Annotated in this window: 27 protein-coding genes; 1 reads left to right on the top strand and 26 read right to left on the bottom strand. The window is 71.2% G+C overall.

What is annotated here, in order from left to right; translation table 11 throughout:
- The 5 genes from ACFY30_RS22220 to ACFY30_RS22200 form a co-directional block, all read right to left on the bottom strand.
- Window positions 1–1,425: a phage portal protein gene (locus tag ACFY30_RS22220; protein WP_390846905.1), complete on the bottom strand. Its 1,425-nt coding sequence runs from the start codon at window positions 1,423–1,425 to the stop codon at window positions 1–3.
- 13 nt (window positions 1,426–1,438) lie between these two features.
- Window positions 1,439–3,088: a terminase gene (locus tag ACFY30_RS22215; protein WP_390846904.1), complete on the bottom strand. Its 1,650-nt coding sequence runs from the start codon at window positions 3,086–3,088 to the stop codon at window positions 1,439–1,441.
- A gap of 3 nt (window positions 3,089–3,091) precedes the next feature.
- A complete protein-coding gene (locus ACFY30_RS22210) occupies window positions 3,092–3,694 on the bottom strand; it encodes a hypothetical protein (protein ID WP_390846903.1) in 603 nt (200 codons plus the stop codon).
- Between the two features lie 191 nt (window positions 3,695–3,885).
- Window positions 3,886–4,383, bottom strand: a complete 498-nt coding sequence (locus ACFY30_RS22205; RefSeq protein ID WP_390846902.1) for a hypothetical protein — start codon at window positions 4,381–4,383, stop codon at window positions 3,886–3,888.
- Window positions 4,380–4,763, bottom strand: coding sequence for a holin (locus ACFY30_RS22200; RefSeq protein WP_390846901.1), 384 nt, complete (start codon window positions 4,761–4,763; stop codon window positions 4,380–4,382). The genes ACFY30_RS22205 and ACFY30_RS22200 overlap by 4 nt, the downstream gene beginning before the upstream one ends.
- A gap of 43 nt (window positions 4,764–4,806) precedes the next feature.
- On the opposite strand from ACFY30_RS22200, the gene ACFY30_RS22195 reads away from it, so the two are divergent.
- Window positions 4,807–5,034 (top strand): hypothetical protein, encoded by a 228-nt coding sequence (locus ACFY30_RS22195; protein WP_390846900.1) that lies wholly within the window; start codon window positions 4,807–4,809, stop codon window positions 5,032–5,034.
- A 6-nt stretch (window positions 5,035–5,040) separates the two neighbouring features.
- Here ACFY30_RS22195 and ACFY30_RS22190 read toward each other — a convergent pair whose 3' ends face one another.
- The 21 genes from ACFY30_RS22190 to ACFY30_RS22090 form a co-directional block, all read right to left on the bottom strand.
- The gene (locus ACFY30_RS22190; protein WP_390846899.1) at window positions 5,041–6,417 is read right to left on the bottom strand and encodes a hypothetical protein; all 1,377 of its coding nucleotides are present in this window, start codon (window positions 6,415–6,417) and stop codon (window positions 5,041–5,043) included.
- Between the two features lie 207 nt (window positions 6,418–6,624).
- Entirely contained in the window at window positions 6,625–6,825 is a 201-nt protein-coding gene (locus ACFY30_RS22185; RefSeq protein ID WP_390846898.1) for a hypothetical protein, read from the bottom strand.
- 59 nt (window positions 6,826–6,884) lie between these two features.
- Window positions 6,885–7,028 carry a hypothetical protein gene (locus ACFY30_RS22180; protein WP_390846897.1) on the bottom strand — a complete coding sequence of 48 codons (144 nt, stop codon included), beginning with the start codon at window positions 7,026–7,028 and terminating at the stop codon, window positions 6,885–6,887.
- Between the two features lie 86 nt (window positions 7,029–7,114).
- The gene (locus ACFY30_RS22175) at window positions 7,115–7,483 is read right to left on the bottom strand and encodes a hypothetical protein (protein ID WP_390846896.1); all 369 of its coding nucleotides are present in this window, start codon (window positions 7,481–7,483) and stop codon (window positions 7,115–7,117) included.
- A complete protein-coding gene (locus tag ACFY30_RS22170) occupies window positions 7,483–7,995 on the bottom strand; it encodes a hypothetical protein (protein ID WP_390846895.1) in 513 nt (170 codons plus the stop codon). The genes ACFY30_RS22175 and ACFY30_RS22170 overlap by 1 nt, the downstream gene beginning before the upstream one ends.
- Window positions 7,996–8,003: 8 nt before the next feature.
- The gene (locus tag ACFY30_RS22165) at window positions 8,004–8,147 is read right to left on the bottom strand and encodes a hypothetical protein (protein ID WP_390846894.1); all 144 of its coding nucleotides are present in this window, start codon (window positions 8,145–8,147) and stop codon (window positions 8,004–8,006) included.
- Entirely contained in the window at window positions 8,144–8,935 is a 792-nt protein-coding gene (locus ACFY30_RS22160; protein WP_390846893.1) for a hypothetical protein, read from the bottom strand. The genes ACFY30_RS22165 and ACFY30_RS22160 overlap by 4 nt, the downstream gene beginning before the upstream one ends.
- Entirely contained in the window at window positions 8,932–9,216 is a 285-nt protein-coding gene (locus tag ACFY30_RS22155) for a hypothetical protein (RefSeq protein ID WP_390846892.1), read from the bottom strand. Before ACFY30_RS22155 ends, ACFY30_RS22160 begins: the two co-directional genes overlap by 4 nt.
- Window positions 9,213–9,596 carry a hypothetical protein gene (locus ACFY30_RS22150; protein WP_390846891.1) on the bottom strand — a complete coding sequence of 128 codons (384 nt, stop codon included), beginning with the start codon at window positions 9,594–9,596 and terminating at the stop codon, window positions 9,213–9,215. The genes ACFY30_RS22155 and ACFY30_RS22150 overlap by 4 nt, the downstream gene beginning before the upstream one ends.
- Window positions 9,597–9,677: 81 nt before the next feature.
- A complete protein-coding gene (locus ACFY30_RS22145; RefSeq protein ID WP_390846890.1) occupies window positions 9,678–10,004 on the bottom strand; it encodes a helix-turn-helix transcriptional regulator in 327 nt (108 codons plus the stop codon).
- A 306-nt stretch (window positions 10,005–10,310) separates the two neighbouring features.
- Window positions 10,311–10,934: a hypothetical protein gene (locus tag ACFY30_RS22140; protein ID WP_390846889.1), complete on the bottom strand. Its 624-nt coding sequence runs from the start codon at window positions 10,932–10,934 to the stop codon at window positions 10,311–10,313.
- On the bottom strand, window positions 10,931–11,602 hold the full coding sequence (locus tag ACFY30_RS22135) for a hypothetical protein (RefSeq protein WP_390846888.1): 672 nt from the start codon (window positions 11,600–11,602) through the stop codon (window positions 10,931–10,933). The genes ACFY30_RS22140 and ACFY30_RS22135 overlap by 4 nt, the downstream gene beginning before the upstream one ends.
- A complete protein-coding gene (locus ACFY30_RS22130; protein ID WP_390846887.1) occupies window positions 11,599–11,799 on the bottom strand; it encodes a hypothetical protein in 201 nt (66 codons plus the stop codon). The genes ACFY30_RS22135 and ACFY30_RS22130 overlap by 4 nt, the downstream gene beginning before the upstream one ends.
- Window positions 11,799–12,020, bottom strand: a complete 222-nt coding sequence (locus ACFY30_RS22125) for a hypothetical protein (RefSeq protein ID WP_390846886.1) — start codon at window positions 12,018–12,020, stop codon at window positions 11,799–11,801. Before ACFY30_RS22125 ends, ACFY30_RS22130 begins: the two co-directional genes overlap by 1 nt.
- 68 nt (window positions 12,021–12,088) lie before the next feature.
- Window positions 12,089–12,415 carry a hypothetical protein gene (locus ACFY30_RS22120; protein ID WP_390846885.1) on the bottom strand — a complete coding sequence of 109 codons (327 nt, stop codon included), beginning with the start codon at window positions 12,413–12,415 and terminating at the stop codon, window positions 12,089–12,091.
- The gene (locus tag ACFY30_RS22115) at window positions 12,412–13,149 is read right to left on the bottom strand and encodes a WhiB family transcriptional regulator (protein ID WP_390846884.1); all 738 of its coding nucleotides are present in this window, start codon (window positions 13,147–13,149) and stop codon (window positions 12,412–12,414) included. The genes ACFY30_RS22120 and ACFY30_RS22115 overlap by 4 nt, the downstream gene beginning before the upstream one ends.
- A gap of 1 nt (window position 13,150) precedes the next feature.
- Complete coding sequence (locus ACFY30_RS22110) at window positions 13,151–13,573, bottom strand: hypothetical protein (protein WP_390846883.1); 423 nt, start codon at window positions 13,571–13,573, stop codon at window positions 13,151–13,153.
- Window positions 13,574–13,635: 62 nt separating this feature from the next.
- The gene (locus ACFY30_RS22105) at window positions 13,636–15,249 is read right to left on the bottom strand and encodes a DEAD/DEAH box helicase (protein ID WP_390846882.1); all 1,614 of its coding nucleotides are present in this window, start codon (window positions 15,247–15,249) and stop codon (window positions 13,636–13,638) included.
- A gap of 363 nt (window positions 15,250–15,612) precedes the next feature.
- Window positions 15,613–18,267, bottom strand: coding sequence for a bifunctional DNA primase/polymerase (locus ACFY30_RS22100; RefSeq protein WP_390846881.1), 2,655 nt, complete (start codon window positions 18,265–18,267; stop codon window positions 15,613–15,615).
- On the bottom strand, window positions 18,264–18,494 hold the full coding sequence (locus tag ACFY30_RS22095; RefSeq protein WP_390846880.1) for a hypothetical protein: 231 nt from the start codon (window positions 18,492–18,494) through the stop codon (window positions 18,264–18,266). Before ACFY30_RS22095 ends, ACFY30_RS22100 begins: the two co-directional genes overlap by 4 nt.
- On the bottom strand, window positions 18,491–18,970 hold the full coding sequence (locus tag ACFY30_RS22090; protein WP_390846879.1) for a hypothetical protein: 480 nt from the start codon (window positions 18,968–18,970) through the stop codon (window positions 18,491–18,493). The genes ACFY30_RS22095 and ACFY30_RS22090 overlap by 4 nt, the downstream gene beginning before the upstream one ends.
- Window positions 18,971–18,975: the final 5 nt, after the last annotated feature.

Here is an 18,975-nt window from a genome sequence, read left to right as displayed (position 1 = left end):
CTATCCCGCCGGCGCAGGGTCGGACGGCGCCGGCGGGACCGCAGGCTCGGCCGGCGGCTTGGGCCCGTACCCGGCGGAGAAGTCGTCGCCCACCGCGCGCTGGTAGGCGGTCTGGTCCATCTCCGCCATCCGGGCGCGCTGCCCGGCCGTGTATCCGAGGTCCTCCCGGGCCTGGGGTACCGGGATGATGTCGGCCTGCACCAGTTTCACCGTGGCGTCCGCCTTCTGCGCGAAGGTGGGCGTCGCCGGGTCCCGCCACAGCGTCTCCAGACGCTGGAGTCGCGGGTCCCAGCTCCCGTCGAGGATCCGCATGACGAGCCGGTTCATCCGCTCGTACCCGCCGCCGAACGGCTTCTGCTTGCGCTCGCACCGCTTGATCAGCCGGGCTTCGCGCGAGCGGATCGCGTCCGCCGAAGCCGCGTCGTCGGCGGCCAGGCCCAGGTAGTTGGGCGGCAGCGCAGCCAGCGCGGCCACGATCCGGGCCAGGGCCTCGATCGTGTCGGTGAAGTTCCGCAGGTCAGCGGCCGGGAACTGGATGACGTCGGCGCCGTCCTCCTTGCGGGTCTTCGACGTCGACCAGATCCGGCCCGCCAGCCTCGACCACACCGACAGCTGCTTGCCGTTGACGTCGACGAAGTCCTCCTCGTCGAAGCCGAACGCGGCCCGGCGCGGCAGGGCATGGAACTCGGCACCCACCATCAGGTCGGTGGCCGTCTTGCAGGCCGCGTCCGAGAGAGGAAGCACCGGCTTCATCTCCGTCTGGCCGCCCGGAACGAGCAGGCGGCCGCGGTTCGGGAGCACCGCCACCAGCGGCTCGCCCACCTTGTGGTCGTCGCGGTCGATGACCGTCCACGTTCCGGGGCCGGCCGACTTGAAGTGCACGGTGGAGTCGGGCCGGTACAGGGTGGCGTACCGGTCGCGGACCGCCGCGGTGAGCGGGTCGATCTCGTTGTACCGCTTCAGCGCTGCCCGGATCTCACGGGTCGCCGGGTCGAAGTCGGCATACATCTGCAACGGGGACTCGGCCGTCACCAGCGGAGTGCTGCCGTCCTTCGCGTTCGTTCCGACGACCAGGAACGAGCGCTTCATGGCGATGGCGTCTACGTGAGCCTGCTGGCTTTTTTCGTCCATGCCGTTGGCCTGCCAGATCCGCCACAGCTCGTCGTCCGCCGAGTCAGAGTCCGGGTAGCGGAAACCCTCGACGTCCAGGCGCTCCTCGACGGCGTCGACCACCAGCTGCGGCCAGTTGATGACCACCTGCCGGATCTGCTCGCCGATCTCCTTCAGCAGCTCCGGGTGCATGTACGACAGGGGCTGTTCGCCCTCGTAGTAGGCGTTCAGCTCCTTCAGAACGCCGAGTTCGGTGTCGTGCTGGCGCGAGAGGAAAGTCGCCCACTCCTCCTCGGTCAGGTTGTTCAGGTCCACCGGCCGCCTCCTCTCACATCACGACCATGGCGGCCTTCTTCTTCGGCTTGTTCAGGCCCGCGGCGATGGCGTCCAGGTAGGCCTCCCACGACAGGCAGCCGGCCATCGCGCCGTCCATGGACAGCGGCGACTGATGCCGCTCCTTCTCGATCACCCACAGCGGCTGTCCCTGCTCGTCGAGCATCTTCAGCACCTTCTTGCGGGCGTTGCCCACGTGCTTGGCCAGGACTGGGTCTCCGGAGTGGGTGAGGGTGCCGGACTGCATGGCGCCCTTGTAGGCCTTCAGCGAGTACGCCATCGCCTTGAGTCGGTTCGTCCACCACTCCGTGACCCGCTTCTCGCCCCACCGGCCCTTCCAGATGCTGATCATTCCCTCCCAGTACGGAGGGTCGGCGTACAGGCGAACCACGTCCCACGTGCCGAACGCCTCCTTCAGCACGGCGTCGACCTCGTCCTCGGGGCACTTCCAGCCAGGCCCGCCGGGATCGTTGGCGCCGGGTGGGCACTCCCAGATGCCCAGCGGCCACTGGAAGCCGGTGGCGAGGTGGGTGGCGACCAGGGCGGTGGCGTCCCGGAACTGTGCGCCGTCGAACCCGACCGTGATTTTCTCGCCCTTGGCCGGAAGCGGCTGGTCGGGGCGGGCCAGTTCCTTCCAGCGGTCGACGGAGAACGCCTGTCGGCCTGCCTGCACCCGCCGGTTGAGCCAGACACGCTCCCAGTAGGACCGGTCCGTGTCGGGCGCGTTGTACAGGGACACGATCGCGTCGACCTGGCCCTCGAAGTCCGGCCAGGCCGCGATGGACGGTCCCGACGCCTCGCGGACGGCGGCCCGGATCTGCTCGTCGTTCGAGAGGTCCTCGTCCGGCCGCGGGGCGGCCTCGCGGTGGAAGAAGAACAGCGTCCGGTCCTTCGACTTGCCCGCCGCGACCAGCTCGGCGAACTCGTGCGTTCCCTGCGCGACGCTGTCCTCGCCGGGTGTGTAGGTGGTCGTGGTCTCCAGGCTCCACGGGTCGAACAGCATGATCTTCGGGATGTTCGCCAGCATCGTTCCGTGCGCGTCGCGGTGCCGCGGCAGGGTGAAGCGGTGGGTCTCGTCGAAGTGCTGGAAGGTGGTGCGCGCGCCGTCGCGGCTGTCCGGCGAGGACGCCAGCGCGACCGCCCGGCCCCGGCCGTCCCACCGCATGATGCGGTCCAGGCCTGGGTCGAACAGGTCGGTGTCCGGACCCTCGGTCACCATCACGTACAGCGCCCCGTAGGCCAGTTCCTCGGTCTGCTCCTCGGTGTACGCCACCATCGGGATGTACGGGTCCGACACCGGCACACCGACCGGCTCGCCGTCCGCGTCGAACCCGTCGCACCGGACGGGCCCGTCGGGGTGGAGCTCGGCGAACGCGACTGCGGCCGCCAGCTCGGTTTTCGCGGTGCCCTTGCGCACGGACAGGCCGACCCGCTTGAAACGGCGCTTCCCGGCCCGCGGGTGGCCCTGCGGATAGACCTCGTACCAGCGGTAGATCAGCGCCCGCTTTTCCGGGTCCAGCACGTAGGGCCGGCCGCGTAGGGCCCCCGGCCCGTGCACGGCCCGTTCCTCGATCAGATCGCAGACCTGCGGTCCCAGCGTCGGCCACGGCTCGTCGTCCGGCGCAGGGACCATCAGGACGCCCACGGCCTACTCCACCACGTGCAGAGCGGCCCGCGGGTCGTCCGGCCGGCGCCCGCTGGTCGCCGGGCGCCGCCGGGGCCGCACGGCGCGCTCGTCCTCGTCGGTGGACACCCTCCAGCGCAGCCGCAGCAGCGCCAGTGGCGTCAGTCCCAGCCGGTCACCCAGCTGACGGGCTTCCTTCGCCGCGTCCAGGTCGCCCTGCTCGGCACGGGCCTTCCACCGGACGTACTGGGCGACCTCCCGGGTCCAGCCCGCCCGGTCCCATTCCACAGCCTGGGGCAGTGCCCACAGGGCAGACCACAGCTCCGCCTCGACGCGCTCCTGGGCGTCGAGCTGCGCGGTGAGGACGGCGGCTTCCTGGAGGGCGGCGTCAGCCTTGCGCTGAGCCGCCGTCCGGGCGCGGCCCCTGAGGGTCGGTTCCTTCAGGGACAGTTCCAGGTCATCGGCCCGTCGCTGAGCCGTGTCCCGCTGGGTCTTCAGCAGGACGTCGGGCAGCAGCGGCCACGGCGGCGGTGCGCCTTCACGGCCGGCGGCGGGCAGTTCGGTCATGGCCACGGTGGCGTTGCGCCGCCGGGCGTTCGGCTTCGGGGCAGGTCCCATTCCGGACATGCCGATCACCCCCACGGTGCCGTTGCGGCACGTCGTCGGTTGCCCGGCCGTTGCGGCCGGACGTGGTTACGGTGCGTGGTGCTCGGGTGCTCGCTGGGGGCCTCCCAGACCCGTACAGACAGACAGCTCCCTCCCCGGCGGTCCCCCAAAAGATCTTGATCTTGGGTCACCCCCCGGGGTGATCATGAAATTCAGTCACCCTGCGTGACCATCTGGCCTTCGGTGAGGTCCAGGTCGATGACCAGCGGTGACACCCGCTCGACGGTCCAGGCGCGGCCCGGGTCGCGCGGGTCGACCAGGCGCTGGCCCTCCTCGCTCAGACGGTAGGCCGGGTAGCGGATCAGGCGGCCGGCGTCCGTCTGCTCGATGCTCAGCCACTGGTCGGCGACCGCGGCTGGGTCGATGCCGTTCGTGGTCAGCCACTTGGCGAGCGTCTCCCTGTGCTGCTTCACCGCGTCGCGGTCGAAGACTCTGACCACCACGGCGTCCGACATCGGTGTGACGGGTGCAAGCGCAGCCGCCTCGATGTTGCCCTCGAAGACTGCTACTGAGCTGAGGCCGAGGGCGAAGCGGAGTTGCACCAGGCCGTCGTTCAGCGCTTCGAGTGCGTCTTCCTCCAGCCCGTTGACGTTGCCGATGAGCAGTGCGTCGCCGGGCTTGAGGACTACGGCGCGCGTGGTGTCGGTCATCGGTTCCAGCCTCCGGGCTGCTCGTGTGCCGTGCTCTTGCTGTGGCACGGGCCGCACAGTCCGCGCCCGTGCTGCGGGTCGTTGGGGTCGAGGCCTGCCTGGACCAGGGCCCGGCGGTCCTGGGGGTAGTGGTCGGCATGCCGGGAGGGCTGGCCGCACGGGCTGCCGTGTCCGTGTGCCTCGATGTCGCACACGCACGTCGGGTCGCGTCGGAGGACGGGCTTGCGGAACTTCTCTTCGTGCTCGGCGTCGTAGCCGCGCTGGCGTGCGCTGCCTCGCTGCTGCTCGGCCTGGCGGCGGTGCTGGTCGCACTTGCCGTGCTGGGTGTACTCCGGGCAGCCGGGTGTCGAGCAGACGCGCCAACGCTGGGACTTGGGCATGGCGCCTCCACTACGGTGTCGGCCTACGACGGAGGGGGTTGCCGTGGCTGGTGAGGGACGTTCGGACTGGGCACTCGGTGTGTTCGCGGCGGGGCTGGTGCTGGTCTTCCTGGCCGTCATCGAGGGCTGGCTGGTGCTGCTGATCCCGGCGGCCTGCCTGATGGTGGGCGCTGTGGCGGGTACGACGAGGGCGCGCAGGTCGGGCCGAGCACCGGATGTGACGGTGCGACCTGGTGGTGAAGGCCGGCCGTGGCGGACGCCACGGGACTGATGTCCGTCAGCTGGCTCCGGCCCACAGGTTGTTCGCGTCCGCCGTGTACCCGCTGAGGGTGACCGAGCTGGGCAGTGAGGTCTGCCCTGAGGCGGAGCGGCAGAAGCGGTAGCTGCCCGCGCTCAGGTTCGCGTTGCCTGGGGTGAACGTGGCGCCGAGGGTGGAGCCGCAGGCGAAGGTCGGCGATGTGGTGCCGTTGAAGAGGAACGCGGCGTACAGCTTCCCGGCCGGGGCCGCGTAGGACGAGAGCAACGACATGGCCTTGTTCCCGGCGGAGTTCCACACGGTGGACTGGTCGGCGGTGAGGCCGACGCGGTTGCCTGCGGTGTCGTAGTACCCGGCGAGGCACTGACCGGAGGTGAGGCCGGATCCAGCGGCCCCTAGTACGGCGTGGACTTTCGTGAGGGTGGCGGCCTGTCTCAGGATCAGCTCGACGAGGTAGATGAAGCCGGCGCTGAGCGTGGTTCCGGATGCGCCGCATGAGGCGGGGTCGAAGGACCAGGCGGTCAGGCCGTGGTCGGGTGGCCCCCAGACGTTTCCGTAGCCAGCGAGGAGGGTCGCCCGCGCGGTGGCCTGGTCGGCGAGGTCGGAGAGGTTGAGCGACTTCTGGAGCCGTCCGGCTTCCAGGGCGGTGGCTCGGTTCTCCAGGCCGAAGGTCCCGCCTACCCGGTTCTGGAGGTCGGTGACGTACCCGTTCAGGGTGTCGCCGTTGGCTGCGCTGTAGGCGCCGATCGAGGCAGGGCTGATCGGGTCGGTGCCAGCGCTCGCGTGCGTTCCGGCGTGCGGGGTGGGCGTCCTGGCGTTCGTGGTGGTCGGGTCGTCCGACTTCAGCGCCACGGTGGGACCGGCGCCGGCCGCGCCGAGCGGGGGCTGTGGTCCCTGGGGGCCGGTATCGCCCTGCGGTCCGGTCGGGCCTGTCGGTCCGGTGGCCCCTGTGGCCCCCGTCGCTCCGGTAGCCCCCGTGGCGCCGGTCGGCCCGGTCGCGCCTTGGGGCCCGGTGTCGCCCTTGGGTCCGGTGACGATGACGTACTCGCCGACTGAGGGGGCGGTGGGGGCGATGTCGGCGATGTTGACGGTGGGGGCGGCAGCGGGCAGGGAGATCGGGTAGGTGCGGCCTGAGGCGTCGTGCCAGCGTTCGGTGACGCGGTAAGTCCAGCCGGCGGGGGTGACGTCGGGGTCGTCGGTGGCGAGCAGGGTGGCGGTGAAGGCGCCGTTGTCGTCGAGGGTGGCGGTGACGGGGCCGAGGAGCAGGGTGCCGTGGGTGGCGGAGGTGAGGATCGTGGGTTCGGGCTGGAAGGTGAGGGTGCCCTTGAAGGCGGTGCCTCCGGGGTGGAGGTAGGTGCCGGTGACGGTGACCGTGGACAGGCCGGGCGGTAGCGGCATGTGCACCTCCTCGGCGTGGTGGTGAGGCGGCGGCGCGGGCAGGCGCCCTTCCTGCTCGCGGACGGTGCTACCCGTCTTCCGCGCCGCCGCTGCTTGCACGACAAAGCCCCTCGGGTTCAGGTCACCGAGGGGCTTCGTCGTGTGTCTGTGGGGCCCGTGTGCGGGCATGGCTGTACACGGAGATCGTGACAGTCGTCTGACCTGCGGTCAAGCGACCTTGACGGCGTCCCTGTTCGCGGCGTAGGCGGTGACGTCGTCGACGGCGTACCAGGGCTGTCGTGGGCTGCCGCCGGCGCGGGTGAGCTTGCCGCGGTGGACGAGCTGGCGGACACCGTCGAGGGTGATGCCGAGGGTGCGGGCGGTCTGGTGGGCGGTCAGGTAGCCGGGGCGAAGGATCTGCGACTCCATGTGCCCCATGATGCGACAGAGCCCCACCGCGTGAGATGCGGTGGGGCATGTCTGGACCGTCAGGCGCCCTTCGGCTTCGGGGTGCCGGGGACGGGCTTCGTGGTGGGCTTGAGCCAGCCGCCGCGCGACGGCTGGTAGACGGTCTCGTGCCCCTTGAGCCGGGCGTCGTCCTTCTTGATCGGTTTGGGGAATCCGAGTGCCATGATGGTGGTCCTGTCTCCTGGTTGGGATGGGACCGGGGCGGCCGCTCGTCTTGGCGGAAGGACGGTCGCCCCGGGGTCTGTGCGTGCTACTCGCCGGCGGTGCGCTCGACGTGCACGTGGGTGTAGTTCGACTGGCCGGGCGGGGCGCTGGTGTAGATCAACATCCCCTTCTGGCCTTCGAGAGGGGTCACGCTGACGAGTTCGTGACCTGCGCATTCGCGGCAGGAGGGGCGCTCCTCCTGCGGTGGGGGAGGGGCGGACGAATCGGACATGCGGCGGCGGGCGGAGCGCCACAGCGCCACCCACCCGGCGGCCACCATGCCGAGGATGCCGACCGCCTCGTCGATGGCGAAGAGGACGGCGACGACGACTCCGGCGAGGAAGACCAGGACGCACCCGCCGGCCGCCCGGCTCGGCTCCTCCTCGGGCTCGGCGGCCTGCTTCGGGGCGGCCATCAGAACGCCCCGTACACGCGGTCGCCGACCCACGTCGCGGCGGTGGCGAGCGGTACGGCGGCGAACCCGGCGACGCCCGACGAGGTGCCGAGCGTGATGCCGCACCAGGCGCCCCGCTTGAGTACGCCGGCCTGCTCCTCGCCCGCCTTCTTCACGGCCGCGATGAAGCAGGCCGTGCAGATCAGGACGACGCCGAGCCCGGGGCCAGACAGCGGGAGGAACGTGGTGCGGGCGGAGGACTGGCCGCCCTGGCCGCCGACGCCCCAGACGAGGGCGACGTCGCCGAGCCAGTTGGACAGGCCGAGGACGGTCCCGGAGACGAAGCCGACGGCGCCGCCGACGCCGAGGGTGGTGAGGCAGCCGTATGACCAGGACGCGAGGTACGGGAGGAGGCGGGAGGCGTGCTTGACGGGGTCCTTCATCAGGGCCTTGCGGCCGGGCCACCAGGAGACGAGTTCGTAGCCGAGCAGGATGAGGCCGACGGTGACACCGCCGAAGGTCACGTAGTTCACGAGCGGTCCTAGCGGAGGACGGCCACGCCGAGCGCGGCGAGGGTGAGGATGAAGGCGACGGTCCCGGTGATGCGGGGGACGTCGTGGAGCGCGACAGCGCACAGCCCGAGGAGGGCGAGCAGGGCCGATCCGGCGCAGAACACGGCGATCACGTGGTGTCCCGGGCTGCGCGGAGGAGGCGCCGGCCGTAGCCGTCGGAGACGGCGAGGCGGGTTCCGATCTCGGTTCCGGTGAGTTCCGGTTCCGCGTCGAGCCATGTCCGGACGGTGTCGACGCGCTTGCCGAAGGTGGTGTTCGCGGTGTCTTCGGAGACCAGGTCTTCGGCGCCGGTTCCGGTGGGCGGAACCGGGGCGGAACTCGGTTCCGGCGTGAGTTCCGCCGGGGCCTCGCCGATCGCTTTGCGGACGGCCGCGAAGTGATCGCCGAGCAGGTCAGGGCCGGTTCCGCCCTCGGTTCCGCCGGTTCCGCCCGCGAGTTCCGCCACGGGCGTCCACGGGCCGAGGACGGGCCCGACCGGGACCACGTCGACCGGTTCGGGGGCGCGCTCCAGGGTGATCGGTTCCGCGGGTTCCGGTGCCGGTTCCGGCAGGGCGGAACTCGGTTCCGGGTGCGGTTCCGTCTGCTGCTCGCTGAGCCGGTGGACGCGCCACAGGACGAGCGGGGCGACCGCGGAGACGGCGACGACGAGGGGTACGGAGACGGGCAGCAGGCCGACCTCGACCAGGTGCGAGGCCGCGTTGACCGCGATCAGCACGGTGACGACGGCGAGGACGTCGCGGCGGGCCCGCAGTGCGGCGAGCGCGTACACGTCGAGGGCGGCAGGGACGCCGGCGGCGACGTACTGGCCGAAGCCGCACGCGACGGCGAGCTGGTACTCGGCGGAGGCGAGGACGACGAGGACCGCGGCGAGCGCGGCCCACAGGAGGAGGTCGTGCTTCACGCGTCACCCCGCTCGGCGTCGAGCGCGGCGAGCAGGTCGATCAGGACGTAGTGGAGGCCGTAGGCGGCGCCGATCATCGCGTCCTTGTCGTGGATGTTCGCCGGGGCCTTCTCGGCCGAGACCTCGCGGGCTCGGTCGATGGCCCACTGGAGCGTGGGGACGAAGGGGTGTGCGTCCTTCTTCGGGTCGTACAGCGGGTTGTACGACTCGGGCCGGCGGGGGGCGGGCAGGTTGGGGATAGCGCGCTCGTTGTCGTCGCTGGTCCACTCGTGCTGGTTCATCGGCTTGCCACCACCCCGGCGGCGACGGAGGCCTGGGCGATGAGGAACGCGTCGTCGCGGTGGTCCTGGGCGCGGCGGTCGGCGCTGCTGGCGTAGTCGGCGGCGGCCTGGCGGTGGAGCTCGGCGACGCGCGCGGCGCGGGTGGCGTACTGGGTCCAGGCGCCGCAGCGCGGGCAGACGTACTGTCCGTCCTTGTCGCGCATGGGCCGGCCGCAGCAGGTGGGCGCGGCGGCGGTGGGGCGAATGCTGCCGGTGACGCGGGTTCCGGTGGCGTCGAGGGTGAGGACGCGGCCGGTGGCCCGGCGGATGAAGCCAGCCGCGATGAGGCGGCGGGCGGGGTGATTTGCGTGAGCGCCGGGGCGCGGGGAAAGATCGGCCATTAGCCGTCTCCTTGCTCTGATCAAGGTTGGCGGTCAGGCCCCTCGCTCGGTGTTCGTAGCGCCGACGGGGGGCTGTCTTCGTTAGGGCTGCCGCAGTTGGCGCAGCTTCTTGCGGGTGGCGGCGAGCGCGGCGGCCTGCCGGGCCTCGCGAGCCTCCAGGGCGGCGACCACGGCCGCCTGGTCCGGCGCGCTGTGCGTCGGGCGGCTGGCCAGCCAGGCCAGCGCCTCGGCGCGGACGACCCAGACGGTGCGGCCGGCGGTCATGACCGGCTTGGGGAAGTCGTGCCTGCGGCGCCAGTTGGAGACGGCGGCGCGGGTGACTCCGGCGAGCGTTGCCACCCCGGCGAGGCTGACGAGCTGGGCCTCATTCCCCTGGTACTCCGGGCGGTGCCACGTGATGTCGGACATGCTTCTACCCCTCCGTCGCTGCTGTTCACAGCGACTTTGTGTACCTACATTAACTCTCGCTGCGTGAACCCTGTCAAGGTGATCCGTGGTGGTGGGCGTAGATTTCTGTACCTACACGGGAGGTGCCATGGGCAGGCCAGCCACCGGCAAGACACCATCGCGGAACGTTCGGGTCCCGGACGGCCTGTGGGACGCCGCGAAGGCGAAGGCGCAGGCGGAGGGCCGCACGATCACCGAGGTGATCGTGTCGGCCCTGCACCGGTACGTCTCTGGGCCAACGCCTCGGCGAGACAGCAGCAGTGAGGACTAAGCCGTCTCGCGCGGCTGGTAGTGCTTCAGCAGCAGCAGGTCTGTCCCGGTCCGGTACTCCGTACGACACCACCGGCATCGCACCGGGCCGCCGGGCAGCCGGGTGAGGACGGCGCCGCACACGGTGCCCTGGTCGTCGGTGACGGCGACGCACAGGCCGAGTCTCTGCGGGCGGGGCGGAGGGTCGCCGACGATGGTGCGGGCCTGCCGCTCGAGGTCGCGGATCTCGCGAGCGAGGTCGCCAGCCGCCGGGTACTCGGCGGCGATCCAGTCGAGTTCCATGCCGAGCCACCGGCAGTCCGCGGCGAGCCCGGCCGGGGCGGGCGGGGTGTGCTGGGGCCAGCGGACGCGCTGGACGTCGACCCGCCACAGCCGCAGGACCTCTCCGGCCTGGACCGAGTTGACGGTGTCGATGACGTCCTCGTCGATTGGGGAGCGGGGGCCGGCCGCGCTCTTGGTCGCGACGATGTCTCCCCATCCGCGCTGGCGCGGGACCAGGCATTCGGCTACCTCGGCGTACAGGACGGGCAGGTCGGCGAGGCGCCCGGCGAGCGCGTGGCTGTCGCGCTCGCACAGGTACGCCTCACCGGCCTGGTCCTCGCACAGGGTGCAGGCGTTCACGCGCTGTCCTTCTGGGTGGTGGGCTGCTCGGAGCCGCCGAGGGCGCGGCGTAGAGCGCGGGCGTACGACTTGTCCGGGGCGAGGGCGCGGCCCCACCGGGCAGCGAGGTCCTCGGCGCGCCCGATAGCGGCCTGCGCCTGCTCAAGCTCGGGGATGAGGATCCGCACGTGCTTCAGGTTTCCGGCTGCGATGGCGCGCGCGGTCTCGGCCTCGCGCATCTCCGTCTCAACGTGCTGGCGCAGGGTGCGGGCCTCGTCGTCGGTGAGGGTGCGGCCGCGCTGGATGCGGGTGACGAGGACGAGGAGGGACTCGCGGCGCCCCCAGCGGATGAGCTGCTCGGCTTCGGCGGCCGGGGAGTCAGTGCCGAGGACCTCAGCAGAGGTGAGCGGAGTATGGCGGGCTGCGAGCGCGTCGGCGTCCTCACGCATCCGTTGTTCGTCCTCCCGGGCCTTCAGCCGGGCGACGCGTTCGGCTCGCACGGCTGCGGCACGGAGCTGGTCGGCGTTGACGTAGTCGCGTACGTCGGCGGTGATGAGGAGGGCGGTGACGGCGAGGAAGGCGGCGGTGTACCAGGGGGCTCCGGCGCGGGCGCTGATGGTGGCGCAGTAGGTGGTGAGGGCGCCGGCGAGGAGGTAGAGCCAGCGCAGGGCGCGGTCGATGAGGGTCACAGGTAGCTCCCGGCGAGGCGGATGGTGGTCATGGTGCGGTGGGCGATGTGGCGGCCTTGGCCCCACAGGTCGTGGTGGTCGCGTACCCGGGCCCGGCGGTGGCGCGGGCGGCGGGTGAGTACGCAGTGGCAGGGTTCGCCGGGCTGGGCGGTGGTGGGGAGGAAGTGGCCGCTGGCGCAGCGCGGGCGGGTGGCCATCACAGCGCCGCGATTACGCGGGCGGCGGCCGAGTCGGAGGCGTGCCCGTTCTCGGCGGCCCAGTCGGCGACGTCGAGGGGCCAGCGCTTGTCGAAGTAGCCGATGACGACGGTGGCGCCGTCCTGGCGGACGGTGTGGACGGTGTCGCCGGGCCGGGTGCCTTCCTCAACGACGGCGGCGGCGTCCTTGGGGCTGAGGCAGGTGAGGCGGGTCTCGGGCATATCTCCTCCGTGGTGTGATGGGTGGGTAGCCGCCCCGCACTTCGACTGCGGGGCGGCCGTACGTGCGGTCAGAGGGGGATGGTCTGCTGCACGGCCTCCGCGGCCGGGGTCGGCTCGGGCTCTTCGGGCAGTGGGCCGGGGTTGAACTCGAGGCGCGCGTGTCGCCAGTTCCGCTCACGCATGTCCGCGAAGCTCATGAGGTTCCGGTGCACGTGGCCGTTGAAGACCGCCGTGAGCGTGCCGTCGGGGTGCAGGGTGCAGTCCTGAGGGCGCAGGCCCGCCTTGTGGACCCGGATCGGAGTCGGGACGGCAGGTAGCTCGATCGGCTCCTGCGACTCCGCGGCTACCTCGGCGGCCGGGCTCGCGCAGTACCGGCAGTCGCAGCGCCCGCTCACTGCACACCGCCGGCCTGCGGCAGCGAGGCCCGCCAGGCGTCGAGAACGCGCTTCGGGATCTGGCCGACCCGCGGGCACTCCACGCCCTGCTCATCGGCCCAGGCGCGGACGGTTGGGGTGTCGTAGTCCCGCGCGGGCGCCTTCCGCTTCGGCTTGGCCGGCGCGAGCTCGGCTTCGCGGGCGCGGAGTTCGGCGAGTCGCTTCTCCAGCTGGGCGGCCTCGGTGGTGATGGCGGTCAGTTCCTGGTCGGCGGCGTGCCTCTGGCGGAGGCCGTGGAGGGCGATGCGGGCGCGCGCGGCCTGGTCCTGGACGTCCTTGTCGGGGTGCTCGTCGCCCCACTTGAGGAGCTGGCCAACGGGGAGATCTGCCGTCTTGGCCTGCGCAACAAGCTCGGTGTCCGTGGTCATGGTGGGTCCGGTCCTTTCGGCTGGTGTCTGGTCTTCGGTTGTGGTGTGGAGCAGCTCGCGGAGTACGGCGATGGCGTCGGCAGGCCGTTCGGGGAGTTCAGGGAGTGCTTGGCGCTCGCCGGTGGTGAGGCCGCCGCGGATGCCGTACCGCCTGGAGGGCACCTCGTCTGCGAGGCACTCGTAGAGGCACTCGGCGCGCACCGAGCAACGGCCGCAGATCTTCATGGCCGGGGCGCCGATCGGGTAGTCGGGGAACCACAGCTCGGTGTCTTGGCCGGCGCACGCTGCCCGGCTGCGCCAGGCCGTCATGGACGTGATGGTCGGCATGTCAGCTGAAGAGCTGGCCGGGGACGTGCGGGCAGTCGTAATCGGCGATTCCGGCGGGCTCCGATCGGTCGCAGATCCTGCCGTGGCTGGCCTGCACGAAGTAGCCGGAGGCGTTGCCCTGCGTCTCGTGCTCCGCGCAGCAGGCGAGGAACACAAAGCCGTCACGCTCGACGACGACAGCCAGCGAGCCGAACGAGCCGCGCATGATCGTGCCTGCGGGGTGGGGGTAGTCAGCCAGGGTGACGCGCTCGGGGATGAAGCCGCCCGCGGCGCAGTGCAGAGCGTTCCAGGTGGCGCCGAGGTCGAAGGCGGCCTGACGGGCGGCGGCGGTCTGCTCGGGGGTTCCGCCGCCGATGCATTCGGCCTTGATGGCAGCCTCGTAGGCGTGGAGAGCGGCGACGAGGGCCGGGGTCTTGTAGTTCATCTGGGCTTCCTCCGTGGTGTGATGGGTGGAGGTCCGGGCCTGATAGCGACAGGCCCGGACCGTCAGGCGGCGGGAAGGATCAGGGAGCCGAGAACGCGGTCGACACGGTCCCGGTCGATCAGGTCGGCGACATCCCCCGCCGTGCTGCCGCTCGGCACCTTGATGCCGAGCCGCCGGCACAACCCCAGCGCCTTCGGGCTGGGCGCCCCCGACCGCCAACGCGCCTGCCGAGCGACGAGCGCGCCGGGCGCCTGGGCCTTGGCCTGCTGCTCCAGCCACGCCAGGGCCTCCGGCAACGGGCGGGCTGTGTCCTCCTTCGGCGCGTGCGAGCCGTGGGCCTTCGTCCAGCGCCGCATCCGGTACAGCCGCGTCCCGGCGTCCCGGACCAGGAACAGCACCTGGTCGGACGTGAGCCGGATGAACCAGATGCCCTGAGAGGTCCGAAGCCAACGGATCTCCGACGATCCGAAGAGGTTGATCTCTTCGGCCTCGACCCGCGCGGCTAGCGCCTTCCGCTTCTCGGCGGCCACGTGTTCTTCGGCGACCTGCCGGAGGCTCTTGCCCTCCTCGGCCTTGCCGACCTCACGCGCGGTCAGGTCGACCATGGAGGCGAGCTTGTGACGGGTCGAGGCGCCCATGACGTCGAGGAGCAGGGCATCGCTCTTGCCCGGTGACGGGCGCAGGGCGCGGCCAGCCATCTGTACGTACAGGCCCGCGGACTTGGTGGGGCGGGCGATGACGGCGCAACTCGTGTGCGGGGCGTCGAACCCCTCGGTGAGGACCATGCAGTTGGTGAGCACCTGCACGTCACCGGCCACGTACTGGGCGAGGGTCGCGCGCCGCTCGTCGCGGCCCATGTCCCCCCACACCGGGGCAGCCGTGATCCCGGCCGCTCGGAGGGCGGCAGCAGCGCCCTGGGCGGTCGCCACGGTCGGGGTGAAGACGACGCCCGGCCGGTCGGCCGCGTGGTCGACGTAGGCCTTCGCGATTGCGTCCAGGGCACCGGAGTCCTCGAGGGCCTTGCCGAGCTGGCCGTCGACCAGGTCGCCTCCGCGGGTGCGGACCCTATCCAGGTCCAGGGTGTCGACCGTGATGCGCTTGCCGCGGACGTCGCACAGGTAGCCGTCGCTGATCATGTCGAGGATGTCGAGGCGGAAGACGACGTCCTCCCAGACCTCGGCCAGGCCGCCGTCGGTGCGGGTCATGGTCGCGGTGAAGCCAGCCGTCGGCACGCCGTCCCAGGCGCCGAAGTGCTGGAGCACCTCCATGTAGGTGCGGGCGGCGGCATGGTGGCACTCGTCCACGATGATCAGGCCGATGTCCCGGATAGCCTCGCGACGGCGCGGGACCGCCAGGGTCTGGACGCTGGCCACGATCACGTCGGCGTCGTGGTGGTTGTCGCGCTCGGCCTTGACGATGCCGACACGCAGCATTGGGTCGACAGCGAGCAGCTTCGCGGCGGCCTGCTCGATCAGCTCCTCGCGGTGGGCGATCACGAGCGCACGGCGGCCGTTGAGGCTGTCGAGCATCTGATGGGCCAGGTGGGAGAAAACGATCGTCTTGCCGGCGCCGGTGGGGAGGACGACGGCGAGACGGTTCTTGCCGGTGGTCCATCCCTGGCGCAGCGCTTCGATGGCGTCGCGCTGGTACGGCCGGGGGGTGAAGGTCTCGGACACGGGGTCACCTCGATTCGGGTGCTGGGTGTTTGCGGGGAGTGCGGGGGCCTTGCGGAAGTCCTGCGGGGACTCCCGCAAGGCCACGCTGTGGCGCTGATCAGGGCCTTTGCGGGGATGCGGGAACCTGCGGGGAGTTGAGAGATCCACTGATGCCGGAGGGCCGCAGAACTGTCGTGAGACAGCAGGCGGCGCATGCGGTGCGCGATGCATGTGGGACGCGCGTGCTGTATGAGTGGAGGTGGCGGGTCCCCGCAGGTCCCCGCATCCCCGCGTTCGCGCAGGTGGGCCGCTGTGCTGGGACCTGAAAGAGTCCCCGCACGGGTCCCCGCCAGGTCCCCGCAGTCCCCGCAGGGTTGGCGCCGGTCACGACTCGTGCCGTCCGGTGCCGCGGTCGCCGTGAACGTCGACCCGCCACAGGTTCTGCTTCTTGTGGCTGTCCACGACCATGACGACCTTGTGGGTGCCGTAGTAGCGGCCGGCACGCGCCTTCAGCCACATGCCCAACTGGTTGGCGCTCGGCGGTTCGTCGCCCTTCCTGGGCACGTGGTTGGGCAGGCCCTTGATGACCGCACCGGCCTGGACCGGTTCGGCGCCGTAGGTCTCCCGCCACATCTCCAGGAAGTTGGTCCACTCCTGGTCCTCGTCGTCCTGGTCCCGGGCGTTGGCGCTGTCCGCCATCCAGCCCTCGACGCCGAGGTATCCGAGCAGACCGGCCATCAGGGACGCCCACTCGCTGTAGTCGCCCTTGCGAATCCGGGTGGTGGGGGCGCCGGCGGCCAGCCAGGCCCGGACGAGGGTGACGAGCGCGGCGACCAGAGTGGACGCGTTCTCACGGAGCCACGGCCGGAGGTCGCCGATCCGGAAACCATCGCGCTGGTCCGGGTCGGGGCAGTCAGGGTCAAGCCGCACCCAGAGGACGCGGCGGCGGTTGTCGCCGCCGGTGCGCAGGGCGTTGCCGGTGACCACCCACAGACGGTCGTTCCGCATGGTCACCTTGCCGGTGGCCCCCAGGATGCGGTCGCCCCAGTGCTCGCCAGTGAGGAGAGCGGACAGGATCGGCGTCTTCAGGACGTAGCCGTTCGGCAGGTTGTCGAAGACGACGACGGGTGACCCGGTGCCGTATAGCTGGGTGGTGATCGACTTCCTGAGTTCGGTGTCGTTCTCGGGCCACGCCGTGTCAGCGGTGCCGTAGCAGTACTTGCAGATGTCCTTCAGCAGGGTCTTGCCGCTGCCGGCGGCCGTCGCGGTGATGCCAACCATCTGCGTCGGACCGTGGAAGAAGGGTCGGACGATCGGCGTGAGCAGCGCGCCCAGGAAGGCGGCCCGGTCGCTGGCAGCCACCCAGGGGAAGTCCGCCAGGACTTGGCCCAGGACGATTTCCTTTGCGCGGTCCAGGCTCTCGCGGGTGACCTGCGGCTGGAGTCGCCGCAGCGGCACCCGGGGCTCCAGGTAGAGGCCGGTTGCCCGGTCGTAGCCTGGAGCCTCCAGCAGGGTGCCGTCGGGCCGGATCACGGGAGAGGTCACGACGCCGCGCAGGTGTGGCAGCGGCCAGTCCTTCCGACCGAGGATGGTGGAGCAGCTCTTGGGCATGAGCAGCTCGCGCTGCTCTTCCAACTGCTCGGTCACCGGGTTGCGCTTCACGACGAAACTCGTGACGTGGTCCGCCAGATAGGCGCGGAGGTTGTCCGTGCCGAGCTGCTGCACCACGGGGTCGTCGTTGTCGTCCCGGTACACCCAGCACGGACCGCCAGGCCGTTTGTACAGGTCGGGAAGCCGACCGGAGCCCATGAGGGCCAGGACGCCGTCGATGCCGTCGGCCTCGTTGGTGATGTCCAACTCGGGTCGGGCGGGGACGGCCCGCAGCTGCGGGCCTCCCTCGAACTCTCCTTGGGCTGCGGGGACGTGCTCCGGATCCAGAGCCGCAGATCCGTCACTGAAGTGCTCGCCCTGCGCAGGTACGGCGGCCAGGCGGCGGCGGGACGGCGGCGAGCCGTACCCCTCGCGCCGGAGCGCGGCGGCGGCAGCCTTGTAGTTCCCGCCGTGGTTGAGCGTGGCGTAGGCCCCGAACTTGCTGTACGGCACGTCGGCGGTGAACTCCGAGCTGGTGGTGAACACCCACAGCCGGTCGTGCTCGGGGTCGCGGCCGGTCGTGGCCTTGACGCCACGGGCACCGTCGGCCCACCCCCAGTAAGTGGTGCTGCCCCGGGTGACGATTGGCCGGAAGATGCCGCGCAGGATCTCCGCCCAGTCGGCGCGAGCCTCGAAGTCCTCGCCCGGCCGGAGGCCTCCGTCCGGAAGCGGGGGCGCAGGCTTCGGGGCCGTCTTCGGCGCCTCCGGCACGGGCATCTGGTCGACCATGCGGCAGACGTCTCGGATCGCGTCCATCGTGTCCGCGTCCAGCATCGGGATGTTGCCCGGCCCACCGGCTTTGCGGACGTACGGCCGACGGGTCGCGTGGACCAGGCCGCCGGACGGCTCGACCAGCCCGTACCCGCCCTCGCCGCGCGTCTCGATCAGGACCCGGACCACCTTGGATCCCGGCTTCTCTGCGAGTCGCTGCCGCTCCTCCGGGGTGTACTCGTCCTCCCGTGCCGGGCGGTTGGCCAGCTTTCGGTTCGGGGGCACGGCCGCGCCGTCAAGCCGGACGCGGTAGTGCCGGCCGCCGGACGGTGACTCGGTGGCCCACCCGTCGAGGATCGCCTGCCAGGGCTCGCCAAGGCCGGACGCCTGCATGATCTCGGTCACGTCGTCCAGCAGGCCCTCACGGATGGCGAGGCCCTCGAACTCGATCATCTCTACGGCGCCGGAGACCGAGCCGTAGACGACGGCGATGCCGCCGGTGCGGTCCCCGCCGAACCAGCCGTCGTGTTCGGCAGGGGTGCTCCGGGCGACCTTGTACGGGGTCCAGCGAACGGCCGGCGCCTTGCTGCCGTCGGCCTTGATGGGCAGGACGCACAGGCCAGCGTCGTGCAGCTCGCGGGCAGCCGCCCGGAGGTCCGGGGTCTGTGAGTCGGTCAACGGTTCTCCCCGTGGTACTGGCTCAGGTGCCGGGCCCTGATCCGGCCGATGAACGCCCTGATGGCAGAGGGCTGGATCGGTACTTCGCGCGGCTTGGGGCACCCGGGGCGGTAGCACTCGTAGTGAGCGCGGATGTTCTTCGCGTCGATGACCAGCAGGCCCTCGATCTGCGGACGGACAGGCGCTCGGCCCGGGGTGTCCCGGGCCCGTGCGCTGGTCGCCGTCACTGACCCGCCTGGGTGACGCGTGCGTGCCAGAACTCGACGTCTTCGACATGCCCGGCCGCCACGGAGGCCTGGAAGTCAGCGGCGAGCTTCAGATCTTCTTCGCGCTGCGCGATCTCCTCGCGCAGCTGGAGGAGGGTGGTCTTCGCGGACTGTCCGGAGGGGACGATCGCGAGGCCCTTGCCGTCGGCCGACCAGATGATGACCGTCCGGTTGAGCAGGTCCTCGTCGACGGCACGGGATTCGTGCACGGTGATGTCGTGCCGCAGGGCGTAGACCCTCAACTCCTCGCGGATCAGGAAGTCCTTCACCCAGTCGAGGACCTTCGGGGTGCCGGTGTTCCTGATCAGGTCGCCGATGGCGGTGAGGCAGTCGGCGACGTCGTCGCTGGAGCCCAGCTTGGCGGTCTCGATCTCGGCGAGCACGCGGGCTACCTCGGGCGTGGTGGGCGGCTCGGCGGCCGTGGGAAGCTCGGACATGAGCG

The sequence above is a fragment of the Streptomyces sp. NPDC000345 genome (assembly GCF_042898825.1).
In the GTDB taxonomy this organism is placed as follows: Bacteria; Actinomycetota; Actinomycetes; order Streptomycetales; family Streptomycetaceae; genus Streptomyces.
Note: the sequence above shows the minus strand (reverse complement) of the source record. Positions and strands in the feature narration are given on the sequence as shown.